Genomic DNA, 21,146 nt, shown 5'->3' with positions numbered 1-21,146 from the left:
GGGCGGGTGAGTCGCGCCGTCTTCGACCTGCCCGCTCCTGCCGTCGGGGTGGCCGAGGTCCTCGCGTTGGTCCGCAACCTCTACGGTTCGGACGCCCTCCAGGCGAGCCCGCTCCCGAGCGAGCGCGACCAGAACTTCCTGGTGGAGGCCGTGGTCGCGAACCCCCACCGCATCGTGCGTCGGTTCGTGCTGAAGATCGCCCACGCGGCCGAGGATCCCGCCGTGATCGACATGGAGAACGCTGCGCTGCAGCACCTGGCCGCGGTCGCCTCCGACCTGCCGCTTCCGCGGCTGGTCCGCACCCTCGCCGGCGAGCCGACCACCACGATCGACGGACCGGCGGGCACTCACCTGGTCCGGGTGATCACCGCGCTGCCCGGCCGGGCGTTGCAGAGCCGGGTCCACGAGGGGCAGCCCGTCAGCCAGATCACCGCCGAGGCGGTGGGTGCCGGATGTGCCCGACTCTCGGTGGCGTTGCAAGGGTTCTTCCATCCCGCGGCCGGCCGCGAGCTCGACTGGGACGTGCGACGGCTCGGGGAGCTGTCCGCCCGTCGTGGCGCGCCGCGGATCCCGTCTCGAACGGCTCATGCCCTGGCGCGGCTCACGGCGCTGCCGGCGGGCGTGCAGCACGGCGACGTCACGCTGACGAACGTGCTCACCGACACCGATGGTGTCCTGACCGGCATCGTCGACCTCGGCGACATGCACCACACCGCCGCGGTGTGCGACCTGGCCGCCACGCTCACCTCGGTGCTGCGTGGGGTCGAGGGCGAGACGCTCTGGTCGCTCACCGCCGCGGTGTTGCGCGGCTATCAGCGTCACCGCCCGCTGCAACCCGCCGAGGTGGACGTGCTGGGGGAGCTGGTGATCGCCCGGTTGCTGATCACGCTCGCGGTCTCGGCCCACCGGGCGCCGCAGCATCTCGACAACACCGACTACATCACCCAGTACGACGCTGATTCGCAGGCTCTGCTCGACCGGTTGACGGCGATCACGCCCGGTGCGCTGCGTGGTCGGCTGCGCCGGTTGGCCGGGCTGGGGGCGCCGGGCCTTCCGGGCGCCCCGGCGTCGTCCTCGCAGGATCTGCTCACCCGGCGACGCGCCGTCCAGGCCGGGGGTCTGTCACCGCTGTTCTACGCCGAACCGTTGGACATCGTGGCGGCCGAAGGGGTCTGGCTGACCGCCCGCGACGGTCGGCGCTATCTCGACGGCTACAACAACGTGGCCGTGGTCGGCCACAGTCACCCGAGTGTGGTCTCGGCGATCACCCGGCAGGCACCGGTGCTGCACACCCACAGCCGCTACCTGCACCCCAATGTGATCGAGCTGGCCGAGCGGTTGGTGGCCTCGATGCCGCCCGGGTCGGGGCTGGACACCTGCCTGTTCACCGCCTCGGGCACCGAGGCCAACGAACTGGCCTGGCGACTGAGCGTCGAGTACACCAGCGCGGTCGCGGGCCGTCCTGCCGGGTATCCCGCCGGGGACGTCGGGGCGATCATCGGCTCGAACGCCTATCACGGGTCCTCGCGGTGGCTGGCCGACCTGTCGTCCATGGAGTGGCCCGCCGGGTATCGGCCTGCGGGCGTGGCCACCTTCGACGGCCCGGTGCAGCACGACGCCCTGCTCACGCGCGCCGAAGGGCTGGCGCGCATCGAGGCCGCTGCGGCCGAGCTGCGCGCGGCAGGGCGCCACCCGGCCATGGTGATCGCCGACTCGATGTTCACCAGCGAAGGCGTGCGGACCGTGCCGCCCGAGTTCATGGCGGCTCTGGTGGACGGCGCCCACGCGGCCGGCGCGCTCTACGTCGCCGACGAGGTGCAGATCGGGTTCGGGCGCAGCGGACCCAAGCTGTGGTGGTTCGCCGAGCTGGGCGTCAGGCCCGACGTGGTGACGATGGGCAAGCCGATGGGGGCCGGCTACCCGATCGCTGCCACCATCACCCGGCGCGAGATCGCCGACGTGCTGGCCTCGCGGTACGAGTTCTTCTCGACCTTCGCGGGCAATCCGGTGGGCACGGCGGCGTCCCTGGCGGTGCTCGACATCCTCGAGGACCAGGTGATCGACGGGCTCACGATCCCGGCGCACGCCGTCCGGTTGGGGCAGCAGGTGCGTGAGCGAGCGGCGGCGGTGCGCGAGAAGCACCTCGGGGCGAGCGAGGCCGACGAGGCGAAGCCGGTGCGCGGCCACGGGCTGATCGCCGGAATCGACCTCCCCTCCAAACCGGTCGCGACGGCGGTCAAGGAGGGGCTGAAAGCCCGGGGCATCCTGGTCGGCACCACGGGACGCACCGGCGCCACGCTCAAGGTCCGCCCGCCCCTGGTGTGGCAGGACGAGCACGTCGAGCTGTTCGTGACGGCCTTCGACGAGGCCCTGGGCGTGGGGTTGGGCGCCGGGCTTTGACGCGTTGACCACCGACATCGGTGGTCAACGCGACGAAGCCTGCGGCTCAGTCGCCGAGAGCGATCGGTGGCGGGGCCTGCAGGTCGATGGCGCGCAGTAGCACTGCGTTCGCCACGCCCATGGCGCGTCCCTGCATGCTGGTGATCATCGTCAGCATGGCGCGTGCGGGGGGATGCCCGGGGATGGCGGCGAGGTAGTCGGCATGGGCCTCGAGTGAGGCGATGCCGCGCTCGAGGGGTTGCCCGGTGACGTCCACGCCGTGCGTGGGGCGGGTGTCGCCGCTGACCAGCACCCAGCGTGGTGCGTGGGGTTCGAGGCCCTCCTGCTCGAGCAGATCGCGGAACACCCAGCGGTTGCCGGCATCCCGGACGGCGTCCAGCGCCACCAGGCCGGCCACCCGATGATCGGCCTGGTTCAGCCCGGCGATGAACTCGACCTCCCACGAGCCCAGCAGGACGGCGTCCGGCCGGTATCGGCGGATGGCTCGCGCGATGTCGCGGCGCAGGTCGAGGGAGTACTCGAGCATGCCGTCCGGGTACTCGAGGAACTCGACCTGCTGCACTCCGACCAGGTGCGAGGCCGCAATCTGTTCTGCGGTACGCAGTTCGGCGGTGCGCGCCGGATCCAGGCTGTCGATCCCGGCCTCGCCGCGGGTGAGCAGCAGGTAGGCGACGTCGATGCCGGCCGCCGTCCAGACCGCCACCGCGGCCGAGGTGCCGTACTCGACGTCGTCCGGGTGGGCGACGACGCACAGCACCCGATGGAAGGCGTCGGTGGGCAACGGCGGCAGTGGTGCGGCCGATGGCGGTGTCGTCATCGTCGCAGCGTAGGGGCGCTGGGCCGGCCCGGCGAGCGCGGTGGGTCAGCGCCGGTCGTCGGGTCAGAGCACGTCGTGGCCGGGGTGAGGTTCGGCGGGGATGCTGCCCATGCGCCCGGCCTGGAAGTCCTCGAAGGCCTGGATCAGCTCGTCGCGGGTGTTCATCACGAACGGGCCGTAGGCCGCCACGGGCTCGCGGATCGGGGCACCGCCCAGGATCAGCACGTCCAGGTCGGGGCTGCGGCTCTCCTGGTGGGGGTCGGCGGCGATGGTGAGCGCGCCGCCGGCGCCGAAGGTGGCGAGCTGGCCCATCCGCACCGGACGGCGGTCCATGCCGGCCGAGCCGACGGTGCCGCTACCGGACAGCACGTAGACCAGGGCGTTGAAGTCGGGACGCCACGGCAGATGCAGTTCGGCACCGGGGGACAGGGTGGCGTGGGCCAGCGAGATCGGGGTGTGGGTGATGCCCGGGCCGGCGTGGCCGTCGAGCTCACCGGCGATCACACGAACCAGTGTGCCGCCGTCCGGGGACGACAGCAGGGCCACCTGGCTGCCGCGGATATCCTGGTAGCGGGGCGGGGCGAACTTGAGCGTGCGGGGCAGGTTCACCCAGAGTTGGATGCCGTGGAAGAGACCGCCCGAGACCACCAGGTGCTCTGGCGGAGCCTCGATGTGCAGCAGCCCGGAACCGGCGGTCATCCACTGGGTGTCGCCGTTGGTGATGGTGCCGCCGCCCCCCTGGGAGTCCTGGTGGTCGAAGATCCCGTCGATGATGTACGTGACGGTCTCGAAGCCGCGATGCGGGTGCCACGGGGTGCCCTTGGGTTCGCCGGGGGCGTACTCGACCTCACCCATCTGGTCCATGTGGATGAACGGGTCGAGCCTGGCCAGGTCGACGCCCGCGAAGGCACGACGGACCGGGAAGCCCTCACCCTCGAACCCGCTCGGCGCGGTGGTCACCGACACGACGGGGCGCTCGGGGGTGGTCGTGGCGTCCGGCGCGGTGATCCGCGGCAGGGTCAGGATGTTCTCGACGGTCACGGCGGGCATGTCGGCTTCTCCTCAGTGTCGATCGGCTGATGCTCTCCAAACAACATAGTTTATCATTTAACTATTTCCACGACTCGGACTCGGACCCATCACCGACTGCATCCAGGCGCCGCAACTGGCGGCGTCCGGATGCTGGCACACGGCAACGTGCTCGAGGACTCGAACGGCGACGAGCAGAACCTCGAGGCGTTCGCGCACCACGGGCAGTGTGCGCTCGGCATAGGCGGCTCGCACGGCGGGATTCGGTGCGTCCAGGATCAGCTGCACCTCCTCGGTGGAGCAGCCGAGGGCCTGGCACATGCGCACCATCTCCAGCCGGGCCTGGTGATCCGGCCCGTATCGCCGGTGTCCGTTGTCGAGTCGGCCCGCCGGGAGCAGGCCGATGTCGTCCCAATACCGCAGGGTGCTCGCCGGGACGCCGCTGCGTGCGGCGAAGTCGGCGACGGTCCAGCGAAGGTTCACGACGGCTCCCTCGGCGCTTGACTTCGAGTGAACTCGAAGGTGTGTCATCGCTCATCATCACGCCTCGCGAGAAGGAGAACGTCATGAACACCCACCTCGAGACCACCCGATCGATCACCGTCCTGGGCGCCACCGGCCGGGTCGGCCGCCTCGTAACGGCTCAGGCACTCGACCGGGGTCTGTCGGTCACGGCGCTGGTGCGTGACCCGTCACGGCTGCCGGCGGAACTGACCGCCCGCGGCGATGGCCTGCTCCGCGTCGTGCACGGCGAGCTGGACGACGTCGCCGCGATGCGGGCCGCCGTGTCGGGCAGCCAGGCCATCGTCGTCGCGGTGGGGGTGCGTTACCGCGGCCGCCATCCGTGGAGTGGGATCAGCGGTCGCCCGGATGTCGCGCCGACGGCCGTCCGCTCGCTTCTCGCGGCGGGCGAGCCCTGGCAGCGTGTGGTGCTGCTGAGCGCCTTCGGTGCCGGCGATTCCTGGCGGGCCCTGCCCGCCGTCGTCCGGGCGGTGATCTCGACCAGTGCTCTGAGAATCTCGTACTCCGGCCTCACGCAGGCCGAGCAGCTCGTGCGCTCGACGGGATGGCGGGCCACCGTGGCCCGAGCGGTCACGCTCACCGACGGCCCGGCCACGGGCCGCCGGGTCCAGACCGATGACCGCGCCGTGCGCGGCAACCCCAAGGTCTCACGCGCGGACGTCGCCCGCCTGCTGCTCGACCTGGCGCTGGCCGACGATGCACCGGAGGTGGTCACGGCGGCCTGAGGCGTACCCAGCGAACTGGATCGAGTGGGGCGGGTGGGGCTCGAACCCACGACCGAGGGATTATGAGTCCCTTGCTCTGACCGGCTGAGCTACCGCCCCCCGGGGAGAAGCGTAGCCAGTGACCGCTGGTCGGTGTCGATTGTCCGGCTCGGTGGCTCAAGACCCCACCGGTGGCGTGTCGATGAACACCGTGCACGGGCGGACGCATCGGCGTCCCCGATCGACCATGGCGGAGGGCAGATGGGCGGGCGCTACGCCGCACCTCGACGACGACGCCAGCCGATGAACTGGGCCGCGACCCTTGCCGGGTGCCTGGTCGCAGCTGTCGTGACCCAGATGACCCCCGCGCAGGCCGAGACGACGGTCCCGCCAGTCGGGTCCAGGGGATCGTTCGGCTCGGTCTCGGTCGGCAAGGCTCCCCGGCCACCGCGTGTGCCGGTCTCGGGCGTCGCTCCGAAATCGACCACGCCGGCCACGCCGTCGTCCGGCTCGCGGACCCTGCAGGTGCACTATGCCGCCCCGGTGCGAACCGCCTCCGGCGTGATCGACATCGTGCGCACACTCGAGCGCGTGACCGCACGGGGGTCGCGCACCTACTCCTACCTGATCTACCCGCGGGCGGGCTACCGGCCGGCGCAGGACTGGCGGACGTTCCCGGCCTTCCTGGCGGCGGCGCAGGCTCGTGGCATCGCCGTGCACATCACGCTCACGCCGCCGTTCACCACCTCGACGGACGACGCCCCGTGCACGGCCAATCGACTTCTGCCCTTCAAGGGCAACTACGACACCTGGATGCGTGAGATCGGCAAGCTGGCCAAGCGGTTCCCGAACCTGACGGCCGTGGCCATGGACGACTTCGCCTACGACACCACCACGCGCCAGCCCAATCGCTGCAATCTGTTCGCACCCGGCACGATCACGCGGTGGAAGAACATCCTGCGCGCCGAGGCCGGCCGACCGATCAGTGTGATGCCGGTGCTCTACTTCCGCGACGTTGCCGGACGGCGCTCGATCTACCCCTCGATCAAGGCCGAGACCACCGAGGTGATCTGGCCCTTCACCCAGATCGGCTCGGGGCTGCTGGAGCAGCAGTACCGCCTGATCCTGAAGGAACAGCCCAAGCTGAAGGTCTACGTGATGGTGTACGCCAACGGCTTCAAGGGCGTCGTGCCCACGCAGGCGACCATCCAGTCGGAGGTCGCCGCGGCCAAACGGCTGAAGGCGGCCGGAGTGATCGTCTACCAGGAATCGCTGAACTGACCGCCCGGACCGGCTCAGTGACCCCGGGCCACCCAGGCGTCGTAGTCCACCGCTTCGGCGCCGATCGTGGTCTCGTCACCGTGTCCGGTGAGCACCCTGGTGGAGCCCTTCAGACCCAACAGCCGCTCGCGGATCGAGTCCAGGATCGTCGGGAAGCTGCTGAACGAGCGTCCGGTCGCCCCCGGCCCGCCGCGGAACAAGGTGTCCCCGCTCAGCAACACCCCGTCGGGTGCGGCGTCCGGTGCGTACAGGCACACCGCCCCCGGGGCGTGCCCCGGGGTGTGCAGCACGGTGAGGTGGAGCCCGGCCACCGTGATCACCTGGCCGTCCGCCAACGGCGACGGTTCGCGGTCGGGGTAGACGACGTCCCAGAGCATCCGATCGGCGGGGTGCAGCAGGATCGGCGCCCCGGTGGCGTCGGCCACGGCGGCGGCCGCGTTGATGTGGTCGTTGTGGCCGTGGGTGCAGACCACGGCGACCAGGCGCCGTCCGCCGATGGCACTGAGGATCGCCTGGGCGTCGTGGGAGGCGTCGACCACGATCACCTCGTGTTCGTCACCGACCAGCCAGACGTTGTTGTCGACCTCGAAGTCGCCGCCGTCGAGGCTGAAGATGCCCGAGGTGACCAGGCGCTCGAATCGTGTGGTCTCGGTCATGACGCTCAGAACACCACGACGGAGCGCAGCACGTCACCGTGGTGCATCTTGGTGAAGGCCTCCTCGACGTCGCCCAGACCGATGGTCTCGCTGACGAACCGCTCCAGCGGCAGCCGACCCTGCAGGTGCAGGTCGACCAGCGTCGGGAAGTCCCGCGAGGGCAGGCAGTCGCCGTACCAGGAGGACTTGAGCGAGCCGCCGCGGCCGAACACGTCCAGCAGCGGCAGGTCGAGACGCATGTCGGGCGAGGGCACCCCGACCAGGACGACGGTGCCCGCCAGGTCGCGCGCGTAGAACGCCTGCTGGTAGGTCTCCGGCCGGCCCACCGCGTCGATCACGACGTCGGCGCCGTGGCCGTCGGTCAGGGCGCGGATCGCCTCGACCGGGTCGGCGTTGCGCGAGTTCACGGTGTGGGTGGCGCCGAAGTCACGCGCCCACTCCAGCTTCCGGTCGTCCACGTCGACGGCGATGATCGTGCGGGCACCCGCCAGGCGCGCCCCGGCGATGGCGGCGTCCCCGACGCCGCCGCAGCCGATCACGGCCACGGTGTCGTCCCGCCCGACGTTGCCGGTGTTCACCGCGGCACCCAGGCCGGCCATGACGCCGCAGCCGAGCAGGCCGGCGACCTGGGCCGGAGCAGTGGGGTCGACCTTGGTGCACTGACCGGCGGCAACCAACGTCTTCTCGGCGAAGGCACCGATGCCGAGGGCGGGGGACAGCACCGTGCCGTCCTCGAGGGTCATCTTCTGGGTGGCGTTGTGGGTGGCGAAGCAGTACCAGGGGCGTCCGCGCAGACAGGCGCGGCACTGGCCGCACACGGCCCGCCAGTTCAGGATCACGTAGTCGCCCGGGGCCACCGAGGTGACGCCCTCGCCGACGGCGTCGACGATGCCGGCGGCCTCGTGGCCCAGCAGGAACGGGAAGTCGTCGTTGATCCCGCCCTCGCGGTAGTGGAGATCGGTGTGGCAGACGCCGCAGGCCTGCACGTTCACGGTGGCCTCGCCGGGGCCGGGGTCCGGGACGATGATCGTCTCGACGCTGACCGGTGCCCCCTTGGCCCGTGCCACCACACCCTGAACTCTGCTGGCCATTGCCGACCTCCGTGCTCCCGCGTGTCCCGTGGACCTGTCGGGCTGACCTTACGGGGTCGGCTGCACAGATCGCTCAGAAGCGGAACGGTTTGGGCGGGGTCTTGAGTTCGGCGCGCGGGCACTCGCGCAGGCTCAGGCCGCCGAGCCCCAGCGCCTCGTCGGTGAGGGACTCGACGGACCAGCCCAGCTCGTGACCGCGCCGGGTGATGATCACGCGATAGATGGTCAGCTCGTACTTGGTCGGGGTGCCGTAGGCGACCTGGATGCTGCCCACCAGCGACGAGGTGCCGGGCGAATCCGTGCTCTGCCACGGGCTGTCGTAGCGGTTCCACCGGCTCGGTTCGGCCATCCACAGGCCGCCGGTGGTGGCGCTGTTGAGGGACAGCTCGATCAGGATGGCGTTGGCGGCTTCCTCGGGCACGATGGCGGCAGGTCGGATCACCTGCGAGATGACGTCCTGGTCGTAGGCAGCGTCCATGGCGTCGGCGTCCTGCACGTCTCACGTCCCCTTGTTGCCGGTCCCGGATCCGTGGCCCTCGCGGGGATGAACAGGCCGCTGTGGCCGCACGAGGTCCTGATCATTCATCGGCGCGCCGTACCCCCATCTGGACCCCCTGGACGGGTGAAGATGGTCCCTGTGCGATCGGTCCGTCCGACGAGGTGGTGCGCGGGCGGCCGGTGGTGCAGAATAAGCCCCGGTTCATCGGCAGCCCTGCGCAAGTCGAGGTCGTTGGGGAAGACGCACCTCGGTCGGCGAAGGAGGCACAGATGGCCGGTGTGACCACGCGCGGCGTCCTGTTCGTACACTCGGCGCCGCGTGCGTTGTGCCCGCACATCGAGTGGGCAGCAGGCGGCGTACTCGGCGTCCGTTTGTCGTTGGACTGGATCGTTCAGCCCGCGGCGTCCGGCATGCTGCGCACAGAGCTGTCCTGGCAGGCGAGCCCCGGTACCGGGGCGAAGCTGACGTCAGCGCTGCGCGGCTGGGCTCACCTGCGATACGAGGTGACCGAGGAGCCGAGCTCCGGGGTGGACGGCGCCCGGTGGAGCCACACTCCCGAACTGGGGATCTTCCACGCGGTGACGGACGCCCACGGCAACGTGCTGGTGCCGGAGGACCGGATCCGCTGCGCGATGAGCGCCGAGGACTCCACCGGTATGCTGGCCGAACTCGACCTGGCCTCGGGCGGGCCTGGGACGACGAGCTCGAGCCCTTCCGGTACGCCGGCGAGGGCGCCCCCGTCCGCTGGCTCCACCGCGTCGGCTGACGCCGCGCCCGACCAACAGCGCCCGACCAACACTCCAGTGCTCATGCTCCGCAGGTGTGCAGCTCGTGCTCCGCTGAGACCGGGAAATCCGGGTCCCAGCGGAGCATGAGCGGTCACCAGTGGAGCATGAGCAGGTTTGGGGGTGGTTCTGAGCGGGGTTGGTGGGGTCAGACGGTGCGGAACAGCAGAGCCACGTTGTGGCCGCCGAAGCCGAAGGAGTTGTTGAGGGCGGCCAGGTCGCCCTCGCCCAGGGCGAGCGGTGCCTTGCGGACGACGTTCAGCGTGATCTCCGGGTCCTGGTCGTCGAGGTTGATCGTCGGAGGGATCTGCCGTTCGTGCAGCGCCAGCACGGTGAACAGCGACTCCAGCGCGCCGGCCGCCCCGAGCAGGTGGCCGGTCATCGACTTCGTCGCGGTGACCGCCACCGAGTCGGCGGCCTCGCCGAGCACCGAGCGGATCGCTGCCGACTCGGCGATGTCGCCGGCCGGGGTGGACGTCGCGTGGGCGTTCACGTGGCAGATGTCGGACGCCGTGAGCCCGGCGGCCGTGAGCGCGGCGGCCATGGCGCGACCTGCCCCGGTGCCGGCCGGGTCGGGGGGCGGCGATGTGGTGGGCGTCGGAGGTCAGCCCGGCCGAGGCGGCCTCGGCGTAGATCTTCGCGCCGCGAGCCCGCGCGTGCTCCTCGGACTCGAGCACCAGCACGGCCGATCCCTCGCCGATGACGAAGCCGTCCCGGCCGGTGTCATAGGGGCGTGAGGCCGCCTGCGGATCGTCGTTGCGGGTGGACAGCGCCTGCATGGCGGCGAACCCGGCGATCGGCAGTGGGTGGATGCACGCCTCGGTGCCCCCGGCGACGACCACGTCGGCGCGACCGTTGCGGATCATGTCGATGGCGTAGGCCACCGACTCCGCGCCCGAGGCGCAGGCCGAGACCGGGGTGTGGACGCCGGCGCGGGCGCCCAGCTCGAGGCTGACGGCAGCGGCCGGTCCGTTGGGCATGAGCATCGGCACGGTCAGCGGGAACACCCGCCGCGGCCCCTTCTCCTTGAGCGTGTCGTAGGAGCTCAGCAGGGTCCACACCCCGCCGATGCCCGACGCGATCACGACACCGAGGCGGTCGCCGTCCATCTCGGGGGCGCCGGCGTCGGCCCAGGCCTCCTTGGCCGCGATCAGCGCCATCTGGCCCGAGGGGTCCAGCCGCTGGCGCTGTCCGCGCGAGAGCACCTGGTCGGTCGAGACCGCCAGTTGCGCGGCGAAGGTCACGGGCATGTCGTACTCGGCGACCCAGTCCTGCTCCAGCGGACGGGCACCCGAGGTGCCGGCCAGCGCAGCAGACCACGTGCTGGCGACGTCACCACCCAGCGGGGTGGTGGCGCCGAGTCCGGTGACGACGACTCGACGGGATGTCTCGCTGGCCATGGTGGTGCTCCTCATGCGTGGGTGAGTGCTGTGATGAGTGCTGTGGTGGGTTCCGGTGCCCGGTGGGCTGCGGTCGCCGCCGGGGTTCGGTGCGGGTTCGCCCGACACCGGCCCCGACGGCAGCGCAGCCTCTGAGCAGGGTCTGGGACGAGCTCAGCCCTGGTTGTTCTTGATGTAGTCCACCGCGTCCTGGACGGTGACGAGCTTGTTCGCCTCGTCGTCCGGAATGCGCACCCCGACCTTCTCCTCGGCGTTGTAGACGATCGTGATCATCGACAGGAGTCGATCTTCAGATCGTCGGTCAGGCTCTGCTCGGCGGAGATGGTCCCGGCCGGGATCTCCATCTCGGTCGTGGCCCGCCCGGACAGACCGCTGAGGATCTCCTGCTCGCTCACTGCCAGGGCGTGTCTCGCTGCGTCGGCGGGGATGGGGTGGTGCGGGGTGTGCGTGGTGCTATCCGTGATGCCCGGGTCGGGGCGACCTAGGGCAGTTCGACCACCTGGGAGGCGTAGGCCAACCCGGCGCCGAAGCCGATCAAGAGTGCCAGTCCGCCGGAGTGGATCTCGCCGGAGGACAACATCCGATCCATCGCGAGCGGAATGGAGGCCGCCGAGGTGTTGCCCGACTCGACGATGTCACGGGCGATGACGACGTTCGAGGGCAGCCGCAGCTGCTTGAGCATCGCATCGACGATCCGGACGTTCGCCTGATGGGGATGAAGGCGTCCAGCTCGGCCGCGCCGATGCCCGCCGCATCGAGCGCCTTCTGGGCCACGGGGACATCGCCCAGACCGCCCACCGGAAGACCGGCTGACCGTCCATCCGCAGCCACGGCCATTCCTGGTGACCGCCGTCGCGGTAGTCGATCCACGAGGACTTGTTGCTGATCGTCTCCCACTGGGCGCCGTCCGAGCCCCATACCGTGGGGCCGATGGCCGGGGTGTCGCTCGGCCCGACCACCACCGCACCGGCTCCGTCGGCGAACAGAAAGGCGGTGCCCCGGTCGTGCGGGTCGACGAAGTCGGACAGCTTCTCGACGCCGACGACCAGGACGTGCCGGGCCGAGCCGCCGCGCACCATGTCGGTGGCCAGGGCCAGGGCGTAGCAGAAGCCGGCGCAGGCGGCGGAGATGTCCAGCGCGGCGGCGGGGTGGCGCCGATGCGGTGGGCGAGCAGCGTGGCGGCCGAGGGGTCTGGTAGGGGTGGGTGACGGTGGCGACCAGCACCGCGTCGACATCGGACGCCGCGATACCCGCCTTGGCGATCGCCGCGATCGCGGCCTGCTCGGCCATGTCGGTCACGGACTCGTCGGGGGCAGCGAAACGTCGCGTGACGATTCCGGAACGCTCGCGGATCCAGGCGTCGGAGGAGTCGATGTTCTGGCAGATCTCCTCGTTGGTCACCACCCGCTCGGGACGGTAGCTACCCACCGACATGATCCGGGCGTGCGGGGATCCGGTGGCCGCCGTCAGCCGGCCGCTCACGCGATTGCTCCGGAGGCCGCGGCGGCGGTTGCTCCGCTGTGCCGGGCGACCAGGTCGCGGGCCGCGTCCAGATCATCGGGGTCTTCACCGCGAGCAACTCCACTCCGGGTAGGGCGCGCTTGGCCAGACCCACCAAGGTGCCGGCCGGTGGCAGTTCGATCAGTGCGGTCACCCCGAGGTCGGCCAGGGTCTGCAGGCAGCGGTCCCAGCGGACGGGGTTCGACACCTGGGTCACCAGCCGTCCCAGCGCCTGGGTGGGCGAGTCGAGCACCGCGCCGTCCGCGTTGGACAGCAGCCGGGCCGTCGGCGCAGCCGGCGTGACCGCCGCCGCGAGCTGGGCCAGGACGTCGACCGCCGGGGCCATGTGGTGGGTGTGGAACGCACCAGCGACCTGCAACGGAATGACGCGGGCCCGCGCCGGCGGGGCAGCGGCGAGCTCGGCCAGTTGCTCGAGGGTGCCGGCGGCGACCACCTGGCCGGACCCGTTCACGTTCGCTGCCGTCAGGCCGAACTTCTCGATGACCTCGCTCACCTCGGTCGGGTCGCCACCGACCACCGCACTCATGCCGGTGGGGGTGACGGCGCTGGCAGCGGCCATGGCGCGACCCCGTTCGCGGACCAGCACGATGGCCTGTTCGGCGCTCAGGACGCCGGCCAGCGCCGCGGCGGCGAACTCACCGACCGAGTGCCCGGCCACCACGGCGTCGGCCGGGGCTGCACCGGTGGAGCCGCCGGAGCCCGTTGGGCCGCCGGCTCCGCCGAGGATCGCGGGGGCCACGGCGAGCGCCGCGGCCACGATCAGCGGCTGGGCTATCGCGGTGTCGCGGATCGTGTCGGCGTCGGAGGTGGTGCCGTGGGTCAGCAGGTCGACGCCGGACACGGCGGAGAGCCAGCCGAGTCGTTCGGCCACCCCGTCCACGTCGAGCCAGGGCTGGAGGAAGCCGGGCGTCTGGGCGCCCTGCCCGGGGCAGGTGATGGCGAGCACGGTCTCAGCGTGCCGTGTCGCGGGGTGTCAGGTGGCCGAATCGCCGACGAAGCCGGGACCAAAGACTTGGAGGTTTCCTCTAAAGAGTCGATCGGGGGGGCCGAGCCGCCCGAGCGCGATGGCCACCTGCAACACGAAGGCATCGCGGGCGTCGGTGGGATCCCATCCGGTGATCTCGGTGGTGCGTCGCAGCCGGTAGCGCACGGTGTTGGAGTGCACGAACAGATGGCGAGCCGTCGCCTCGACCGAGGTGCCCAGTGCCAGATAGGTGGCGGTGGTCTCGAGCAGAGAGGTGCCGGCTGCGGCCAGCGGCCGGTACCCCCGTTCGATCAGCGCCGCTCGGGCATCGGGGTCGCCGGCGAGCACCCGTTCGGGCAACAGGTCGTCGGCGCTCACCGGGCGTGGTGCGTCGGGACGGGCGCGTGCGGCGGCCAGGCCGGTGATCGCCGCGCGGGCGGAGCGGCTCGCCTCACCCAGGGCCGCCACGACGGGGCCGGTCACCACCGGGCCGTCGCCGTAGTGACTGGTGAGGTCGGGGGCCAACGCCGGGATCCTCCGGGTGACCCAGGACGACGACCAGCCGCTCGCCCTGCACGCTCACCAAGGCGTCGGCCCCGAGCTTGCGGGCATGCCGCCGGATCTCGGCGGCGACGTCCTCGACCGAGTCCTGGCCGGCGACCGGTGGCACCCGGCCGGCGAGCACCGCCACCTGATAGCCCTCGGCCCAGCCGAGCGCGGCGGCGCGCGAGTGCAGCGCCTCGTCCGGCTCGCCGCGCACCAGCGCGTCGACCACCAACGCCTCGAGCCGAGGCGTCCCAGGCGCCGCGCATCTCGGCCGCGTGGGCGTAGATGCCGGCGGCGGCGAAGGCGACCTCGCGCGAGAAACGCAGCACCGCCTCACGCACCGCCTGCTGGGCTCGGGGGCGGCGTGCAGGCTGGCCCGTTCCTCGACCACGTCGACCACGGTGCGCAGCAGGTCGAGGGTCTGCTGCAGCGAGATCGACCGGGTCAGTTCGCGCGGTGCGGCGCCGAACACGTTGGCGGTCAACGCAACCGGGTCACTGGGGCGGCGATACCACTCCACGAAGGCGGTGATCCCGGCGTGGGCGATCACCCCGACCCAGGTGCGGTCCTCCGGGCGCAGCGCGCGATACCAGGCCAGGCGCTCGTCCATCCGCTGGACGGCGGCGGTCGACAGGGCGCCGATGCCGCGCTCCAGGCGGCGCACGGTCGGATCCCCGGCGCGCTCACCTGGTGGTGGCGTGCCGGGGAACGGCTGATCGTCCGGGCCGTGAATCAGGCGCCGGCCTGCTTGGTGGCGGGCTTGGCGGCCTTCTTGGTCTCCTTCTCGACCTTGCGCCGAGCCTTCTCGGCGTCGAGCTTCTCGAGCATGCCACCGGCGTAGTCGGGCACCGCGTGGAAGAGCTCGCGCGGCGGGCGCTCGTAGTCCTGAGCGGCGGGTCGCGGCGGCAGCTGAATCGGGGGCGCCTGCACGTGCTCGTAGGGCACGGTCGAGAGCAGGTGGGCGATCGTGTTCAGCCGGGCGTGGCGCTTGATGTCGGCCTCGATGACGTACCAGGGCGCCTCGGGCAGGTCGGTGTGGACGAACATCTCGTCCTTGGCTCGAGAGAAGTCGACCCAGCGGTCCCGGGTGAGCAGGTCGTTCGGCGAGAACTTCCACCGCCGCAACGGGTCCTGCACGCGGGAGCGGAAGCGGCGCTCCTGCTCCTCGTCGCTGACCGAGAACCAGTACTTGCGCAGGATGATCCCGTCCTCGATGAGCATCCGTTCGAAGGCGGGGGCACTGGTGCAGGAAGCGGCGGTACTCCTCGGGGGTGCAGAAGCCCATGACCCGCTCGACGCCGGCGCGGTTGTACCAGGAGCGGTCGAAGAAGACCATCTCACCGGCCGCGGGCAGATGTGCGACGTAGCGCTGGAAGTACCACTGGGTGCGCTGGCGCTCGGTGGGGACCGGCAGCGCGACGATGCGGGCGACACGGGGTTGAGGAACTCGGTGACCCGCTTGATGGTGCTGCCCTTGCCGGCGGCGTCACGGCCCTCGAAGATCACGACGAGGCGTTGCCCGGTGGCCTTGACCCATTCCTGCAGTTGGACCAGCTCGTTCTGCAGCTTGATCAGTTCGGATTCATACTCGATCCGGGAGAGCCGGTGGACCTTCGGCTTGTTGTCTTCCGCCGCCCCCGGGGGCGTGACAACGGCGCGACGGGTGGAGGAGGCGCTCTTCGCCTTGTCGTGTGCCATGCGCCAAACCTCAGCGTGCCGACATCGCCCAGCGCAAGTGGCTGGCCCCAGTTGTTCATCCGGAAGGTGTTGCAGACGCCACCAACGGCCATATCGGCCCGTTCGTGTGACGACGGCGGATCCGTCCAGCCCTCGCCCGGTCTCGCGGCAAGGGTTAGGGTCAGTACCGGGTCGAGTCATGACGATAGGGGCCGATATGGGGTAGCCTGGACCGAATGCGTCGAGGCCGTGCCGGCCCTGGAGACGAACCTGGCGACATCCCCTGGGCCCGAACGTGATCCGGCCTCGGGTCCGCAGGTCGAGGGATCGCCCGATGCCGCGGCCGAGGCGGCGTTGTGGCAGATCCTGCGCGAGGACCCCAACGACGTGGCGGCCTTCCACCGGCTCGCCGACGTCGTCCGACGTCACGCGGCCGATCGCCATGTCGACAGTCCGGGGGTCGACCGGCAACGCGCGATGGACGACGCGGTGTGGTCGCTCGCCGAGGAGCTGGCCCACTCGGGCAAGGCCTGGTACCCGTTGGTCGAGCTGGCCCGGTTGTCGCTGCACGATGACCGGGACGCCGCCATGCGCCGGCTCGGCACCGCAGCCGAACGGGATCCGGTGGGCCTGGGCCTGGCGACCTCGCTGCAGATGCTGCGCGAAGCCGGGTTGCCGGGCGTCGCGCTCAATCTGGGCATGGGCCACTGGCGTCCGCGCGAGCACACCGACGGTCGGCACATGGTCGAGTCGGCGATCGAGTCGGCCCGGCCCGAGGCGCGTCGCCACCTGGAGGCGCTGGGGCGCATCCCGAGACCGGCCCGGCTCCAACAGCTGCACGACGAGCTGCTGCTGCTCATCGAGGCTGCTCAGGCGGGCCCCACCGCCGCCCACCCTGGCGGCGGGCTGCCGCTGATCGACCTGCGGGAATTGCGCGCCGCGCGAGAGCGAGTGGCGCAGGGCGGTGTCACCCCGACGTCGGGTGACGCCCTCGCGTTCTGCTTGGGTCGTCCGGCTCAGGCGTCGCTGCCGGAGAGCTGCCCGTCGTCCCCGCGGTGACGTCGAGCAGCTTGTAGCGCTGCACCGCCTCGGTGGCCAACGCGCCGGGTCGAGTTCGCCGCGCCGGGCCAGCAGCCCGAGCGCCGGGCTTGCCACCGACGGGCCGTCGACGGTGAAGAACCGCCGTAGCGGCCGACCGGGTGTCGGAGAACCCGAACCCGTCGGTACCCAGCGAGACGAACGTCTGGGGCACCCACTGCCGGATCTGGTCGGGTACCTGGCGCATGTAGTCGCTCACGGCGACCACCGGGCCGGGGCGCCGTCCAGCCGCCCGGTGACGAACGGCACCGGGGCCGGCTCGTCGGGGTGCAGGAAGGCGTGTTCCTCGCAGCGCAGCGCGTCGCGGCGCAGCTCCGACCAGCTGGTGACGCTCCAGACGTCCGCCGATACCCCCCAGTCCTGATCGAGCAACTGTTGGGCCTCCAGGGCCCACGGCACCGCGACGCCCGAGGCCATCAGCTGCACCCGTGGCCGACCCTCCGGCGAGGGAGCCGGGGCGAGCCGGTAGATGCCGCGCAGCACGCCCTCGACGTCCAGGTTGTCCGGCTCGGCCGGCTGCGGGTACGGCTCGTTGTAGACGGTGAGGTAGTAGAAGATGTCCTCCGGCGTCGGGCCGTACATCCGGCGCAGGCCGTCCCGCAATGATGTGCCCGAGCTCGTAGCCGTAGGCCGGGAGATCACCGCCGCCGGGTTGGTCGCGGCCAGGATCGGCGAGTGGCCGTCGGCGTGCTGCAGCCCCTCGCCGGTCAGCGTCGTCCGGTTGGCGGTGGCCCCGACCACGAAGCCGCGGGCCATCTGGTCGGCGGCGCCCAGAACGCATCGCCGGTGCGCTGGAAGCCGAACATCGAGTAGAAGATGCAGATCGGCACCATCGGTTCGCCGAGGGTGGCGTAGGAGGATCCCACTGCGGTGAACGCGGCCGCCGAGCCGCCCTCGTTGATGCCGGTGTGCAGGATCGCCCCGGACGTCGACTCCTTGTAGGCCAGCATCAGGTCGCGGTCGACCGAGGTGTACTGCTGGCCGTGCGGGTTGTAGATCTTGGCCGTCGGGAAGAACGAGTCCATGCCGAAGGTGCGGGCCTCGTCCGGCACGATCGGCACGATCCGCTTGCCGATCTCCTTGTCTCGCATGAGGTCTCGCAGCAGCCGAACGAAGGGCCATGGTGGTCGCCACCGGCTGCTTGCCGGACCCGCGCCGCACCACGTCGTAGGCCTTCTCGTCGGGCAGCGCGAGCGTCGTGGTGCTCGGTCGGCGGTCTGGCAGCGGACCGCCCAGCCGGCGCCGGACGTCGCGCAGGTGCTCGATGACCTCGTTGCCCTCGCCCGGGGTGCAGTACGGCGGCAGGTACGGGTCGGCGGCCAACTGCTCGTCGCTGACCGGGATGCGCAGCCGGTCGCGCAACATGGTCAGGTCCTCGAGGCTGAACTTCTTCATCTGGTGCGTGGCGTTGCGGCCGGCGAACGTCGGCCCCAGCGCCCAGCCCTTGATGGTCTTGGCCAGGATCACCGCGGGCTGGCCGGTGTGCTCGGTGGCGGCCTTTCTGTGGGAGAAGTAGACCTTGCGGTAGTCGTGCCCACCGCGGCGCAGGCCCCAGATCTCGTCGTCCGAGAGGTGTTCGGACCAGCTTGCGGGCGCGGGGTCGCGGCCGAAGAAGTTCTCGCGAATGTAGGCGCTGTCCTCGGCCCGGAAGGTCTGGTAGTCGCCGTCCGGGTGCGGTTCATCAGGTTGACCAGCGCCTGGTCGCGGTCACTGGCCAGCAGTGGGTCCCAGTCGCGGCCCCAGATCACCTTGATCACGTTCCAGCCGGCGCCCCGGAAGAACGCCTCGAACTCCTGGATGATCTTGCCGTTGCACGCGCACCGGGCCGTCCAGGCGCTGCAGGTTGCAGTTGATCACGAAGGTGAGGTTGTCGAGTTCCTCGTAGGCGGCCAGCCGTAGGGCACCGCGGCTCTCGGGCTCGTCCATCTCGCCGTCGCCGAGGAAGGCCCACACCCGCTGGGCGGAGGTGTCCTTGATGCCGCGACCCTGCAGGTACTTGTTGAACTGGGCCTGGTAGATCGCGTTGATCGGGCCGAGGCCCATCGAGACGGTCGGGAACTGCCAGAAGTCGGGCTTGAGCCGGGGTGAGGGTAGGAGGGCAAACCGCCGCTGACGTCGGACTTCTCCTGCCGGAAGCCGTCCATCTGCGATTCGGAGATGCGCCCTCGAGGAAGGCGCGGGCATAGACGCCGGGGAGGCGTGGCCCTGGATGAAGATCTGGTCGCCACCACCGGGGTGGTCCTCGCCGTGGAAGAAGTGGTTGAAGCCGGACCTCGTACAGGGTCGCGGGAGGAGGCGTAGGTGGAGATGTGGCCGCCGACGCCGATCCTGGCCGCTGGGCGCGGTGCACCATGACCGCGGCGTTCCAGCGGATCCACCGGCGGTGGCGCGCTCGGCGTCCGTCACCGGGGGAACCAGGGCTCCGCCCGGCGGGATGGTGTTGATGTAGTCCGTCCGCGACAGCCTGGGGACGCCGACGCCGCGCTCGCGCTCTCTGCAACAACGCGAGCATCAGGTAAAGGGAGACGCATTCGCGACCGCGGTCGTCCACCGCGGCATCGAGGGAGGCCAACCATTCCGAGGTCCCATCCGGATCGATGTCCGGCAGCGAACTGGGCAAACCCGTTCAGGATCGGTCCCCGCTTGTGTGGCACGGCAGGATCCCTTCGTCGTGGTGAGGTGGACAGCGGTGACGGCTGTGACGCGGTGGTCGCGCGGGGGTGTGCAAGGTCCATCCTGGCTGTGTCCTCGGTCGCCACGTCACCTTTCGCGCGTGGCGAAATGAGAAGGTTCTTCCAGTGCCGACTCACCGGGGGGACCTGTTGCGCATCAGGCCCGCCGTGCAGTGCACTAGCGTCGAACCACTCCCGGATGCGCGTGCGACGGGAACCAGCAGTGAGACTTGGAGGGCAGGACGGGCGCGACCGCGGGAGTCCGCGGCGGAGCAGTCGAGGGCCGGGAAGCTGGGTTTCAAGCCTGGTCAGATGGTCCAGGAGTTCGGGTACGACGGCGACGTCGACCTGACCTGCGCACGCAGATCGAGGATGTGACCGGCCATGAGCTGGTCGACGAGGACAATCAGGACGTTGTTGTCGATGCGGTCATCTTCTGGTGGCGCGAAGAGGACGGGCGACCTGGTCTGGATGCCTTTGATGGACAGCCTGACCAACCTCGCCGAAGGGGTGATCTGGCTGTTCACGCCGAAGGCGGGTCGTGACGGCCATGTCGAGCCCTCCGAGATCGAGGGGAGGCTGCGCCGACCGCCGGACTGCACGCCACCAGCACGGTCAGCGCCTGTGCGGACTGGACCGAACCCGGCTGGCCACCCCGCGAGGTGGCTGGCGCTGACCCGGCGCCGGCCGGTGCTCACCACGGCGGTGAGTCTCGAGGCAGCTCGATCTGTGTACCCGGTGGTTGACGCCTGGCCGCACGATGGCGTTGTTGTGCGGTTGCGCGTTCGGGCAGACTCGTCCCCTCGGGGCCTGTAGCCCAGTTGGTAGAGCACCGAGGCGCCTACACTGCGGGTGTCGTTTGTTCGAGTCCGGCCGCCCACCGTTGGCGGTGGACCAGTGGCGGTCGGGCCGTCGGTGGTCGAACGGTCGGCGGTCGACTGGTCGAGAAGCGGGCCCGCCGGTTCGATGATTCTTCGCCCAGCGGTCACGAAGCGTCACCTCCACGCCGTTACTTGCTCTGAGTAATCTGTTTTGTCGCTATCAGTCGAGCGCCGAGTGACGTCATCGGGTGCGGCGCCGCACTAGTGTGCCCAAGGTGACCATCGACACCTCGTCCTCCTGTCCTCGCCGAGGTCATCGACGTCCTCGAAAGGACCTCTACGACCCCACCTGGGCCCGTGACTGGGATCGCGTGGGTTTGGTCTGGTGGCGATCCGCGAGCGCCGATCCGGCGGGTGTTGCTCGCCGTCGACCCGGTGACCGCGGTGGTCGACGAGGCGCTCGACTGGCACGCCGACCTGGTGCTCACCCACCACCCGTGCCGTTGCTGCGCCCCGGTGCAAGGCGTAGCTCGCCACCACCGCCAGCGGGCTTCGGCTGGTGCATCGGCTGGTGCGCGCCGACTGTGCCCCGTACACCGCCCACACCAATGCGGACGCCGCGGCGCTCGGTGTCTCCGACGCCTCGCTCGGGTGCTCGGCCTG

Annotated in this window: 11 protein-coding genes, 1 tRNA gene and 9 pseudogenes; 7 read left to right on the top strand and 14 right to left on the bottom strand. The window is 70.7% G+C overall.

The genetic code is table 11. The features are described from left to right. Window positions 1-6 precede the first annotated feature (6 nt). Complete coding sequence (locus IPK24_22320) at window positions 7-2,400, top strand: aminotransferase class III-fold pyridoxal phosphate-dependent enzyme (protein ID MBK8078201.1); 2,394 nt, start codon at window positions 7-9, stop codon at window positions 2,398-2,400. A gap of 46 nt (window positions 2,401-2,446) precedes the next feature. Here the strand turns inward: IPK24_22320 and IPK24_22315 are convergent, their stop codons facing one another. The 3 genes from IPK24_22315 to IPK24_22305 form a co-directional block, all read right to left on the bottom strand. Further along, on the bottom strand, window positions 2,447-3,217 hold the full coding sequence (locus IPK24_22315) for a PIG-L family deacetylase (GenBank protein ID MBK8078200.1): 771 nt from the start codon (window positions 3,215-3,217) through the stop codon (window positions 2,447-2,449). A gap of 63 nt (window positions 3,218-3,280) precedes the next feature. Then, window positions 3,281-4,267: a pirin family protein gene (locus IPK24_22310; GenBank protein ID MBK8078199.1), complete on the bottom strand. Its 987-nt coding sequence runs from the start codon at window positions 4,265-4,267 to the stop codon at window positions 3,281-3,283. 57 nt (window positions 4,268-4,324) lie between these two features. Continuing rightward, window positions 4,325-4,729, bottom strand: coding sequence for a MerR family transcriptional regulator (locus IPK24_22305; protein MBK8078198.1), 405 nt, complete (start codon window positions 4,727-4,729; stop codon window positions 4,325-4,327). Window positions 4,730-4,812: 83 nt separating this feature from the next. Between IPK24_22305 and IPK24_22300 the strand changes: the two genes are divergently transcribed. Next, window positions 4,813-5,493 (top strand): SDR family oxidoreductase, encoded by a 681-nt coding sequence (locus IPK24_22300; GenBank protein MBK8078197.1) that lies wholly within the window; start codon window positions 4,813-4,815, stop codon window positions 5,491-5,493. A 25-nt stretch (window positions 5,494-5,518) separates the two neighbouring features. On the opposite strand, the gene IPK24_22295 is transcribed toward IPK24_22300, so the two are convergent. Continuing rightward, window positions 5,519-5,592, bottom strand: a tRNA-Ile gene (locus IPK24_22295). A gap of 141 nt (window positions 5,593-5,733) precedes the next feature. Here IPK24_22295 and IPK24_22290 point away from each other — a divergent pair. Further along, window positions 5,734-6,753: a hypothetical protein gene (locus IPK24_22290; GenBank protein ID MBK8078196.1), complete on the top strand. Its 1,020-nt coding sequence runs from the start codon at window positions 5,734-5,736 to the stop codon at window positions 6,751-6,753. Window positions 6,754-6,767: 14 nt separating this feature from the next. Here the strand turns inward: IPK24_22290 and IPK24_22285 are convergent, their stop codons facing one another. The 3 genes from IPK24_22285 to IPK24_22275 all read right to left on the bottom strand — a co-directional run bounded on the left by IPK24_22285 (window position 6,768) and on the right by IPK24_22275 (window position 8,996). Further along, window positions 6,768-7,409 (bottom strand): MBL fold metallo-hydrolase, encoded by a 642-nt coding sequence (locus tag IPK24_22285; GenBank protein ID MBK8078195.1) that lies wholly within the window; start codon window positions 7,407-7,409, stop codon window positions 6,768-6,770. A gap of 5 nt (window positions 7,410-7,414) precedes the next feature. Further along, window positions 7,415-8,500, bottom strand: coding sequence for an S-(hydroxymethyl)mycothiol dehydrogenase (locus IPK24_22280; GenBank protein ID MBK8078194.1), 1,086 nt, complete (start codon window positions 8,498-8,500; stop codon window positions 7,415-7,417). 73 nt (window positions 8,501-8,573) lie between these two features. After that, window positions 8,574-8,996: a hypothetical protein gene (locus IPK24_22275; GenBank protein MBK8078193.1), complete on the bottom strand. Its 423-nt coding sequence runs from the start codon at window positions 8,994-8,996 to the stop codon at window positions 8,574-8,576. A 281-nt stretch (window positions 8,997-9,277) separates the two neighbouring features. Here IPK24_22275 and IPK24_22270 point away from each other — a divergent pair. After that, a pseudogene (locus IPK24_22270) lies at window positions 9,278-9,765 on the top strand (DUF3145 domain-containing protein). Window positions 9,766-9,932: 167 nt separating this feature from the next. On the opposite strand, the pseudogene fabF reads toward IPK24_22270, so the two are convergent. The 6 genes and pseudogenes from fabF to ppk2 form a co-directional block, all read right to left on the bottom strand. After that, window positions 9,933-11,184, bottom strand: a pseudogene (fabF, locus tag IPK24_22265) (beta-ketoacyl-ACP synthase II). A 153-nt stretch (window positions 11,185-11,337) separates the two neighbouring features. After that, window positions 11,338-11,585, bottom strand: a pseudogene (locus IPK24_22260) (acyl carrier protein). An 80-nt stretch (window positions 11,586-11,665) separates the two neighbouring features. Continuing rightward, window positions 11,666-12,618, bottom strand: a pseudogene (locus IPK24_22255) (ketoacyl-ACP synthase III). Beyond that, on the bottom strand, window positions 12,605-13,651 hold the full coding sequence (locus IPK24_22250) for an ACP S-malonyltransferase (GenBank protein MBK8078192.1): 1,047 nt from the start codon (window positions 13,649-13,651) through the stop codon (window positions 12,605-12,607). The pseudogene IPK24_22255 and the gene IPK24_22250 overlap by 14 nt, the downstream one beginning before the upstream one ends. A 27-nt stretch (window positions 13,652-13,678) precedes the next feature. After that, window positions 13,679-14,825: pseudogene (locus tag IPK24_22245) on the bottom strand (helix-turn-helix domain-containing protein). Window positions 14,826-14,947: 122 nt separating this feature from the next. Further along, a pseudogene (ppk2, locus tag IPK24_22240) lies at window positions 14,948-15,913 on the bottom strand (polyphosphate kinase 2). A 228-nt stretch (window positions 15,914-16,141) separates the two neighbouring features. Between ppk2 and IPK24_22235 the strand changes: the two are divergent. Continuing rightward, window positions 16,142-16,951, top strand: a complete 810-nt coding sequence (locus IPK24_22235; protein MBK8078191.1) for a hypothetical protein — start codon at window positions 16,142-16,144, stop codon at window positions 16,949-16,951. Here the strand turns inward: IPK24_22235 and aceE are convergent. Then, a pseudogene (aceE, locus tag IPK24_22230) lies at window positions 16,860-19,725 on the bottom strand (pyruvate dehydrogenase (acetyl-transferring), homodimeric type). The gene IPK24_22235 and the pseudogene aceE sit on opposite strands and share 92 nt — an antisense overlap. A 249-nt stretch (window positions 19,726-19,974) precedes the next feature. On the opposite strand from aceE, the pseudogene IPK24_22225 reads away from it, so the two are divergent. Continuing rightward, window positions 19,975-20,338, top strand: a pseudogene (locus tag IPK24_22225) (DUF3052 domain-containing protein). Window positions 20,339-20,764: 426 nt separating this feature from the next. Then, window positions 20,765-21,146, top strand: a pseudogene (locus IPK24_22220) (Nif3-like dinuclear metal center hexameric protein).

The sequence above is a fragment of the Kineosporiaceae bacterium genome (assembly GCA_016713225.1).
Lineage (GTDB): Bacteria > Actinomycetota > Actinomycetes > Actinomycetales > Kineosporiaceae > JADJPO01.
The sequence above is the reverse complement of the archived record's forward strand: the minus strand, read 5'-3'. Positions and strand labels throughout refer to the sequence as shown.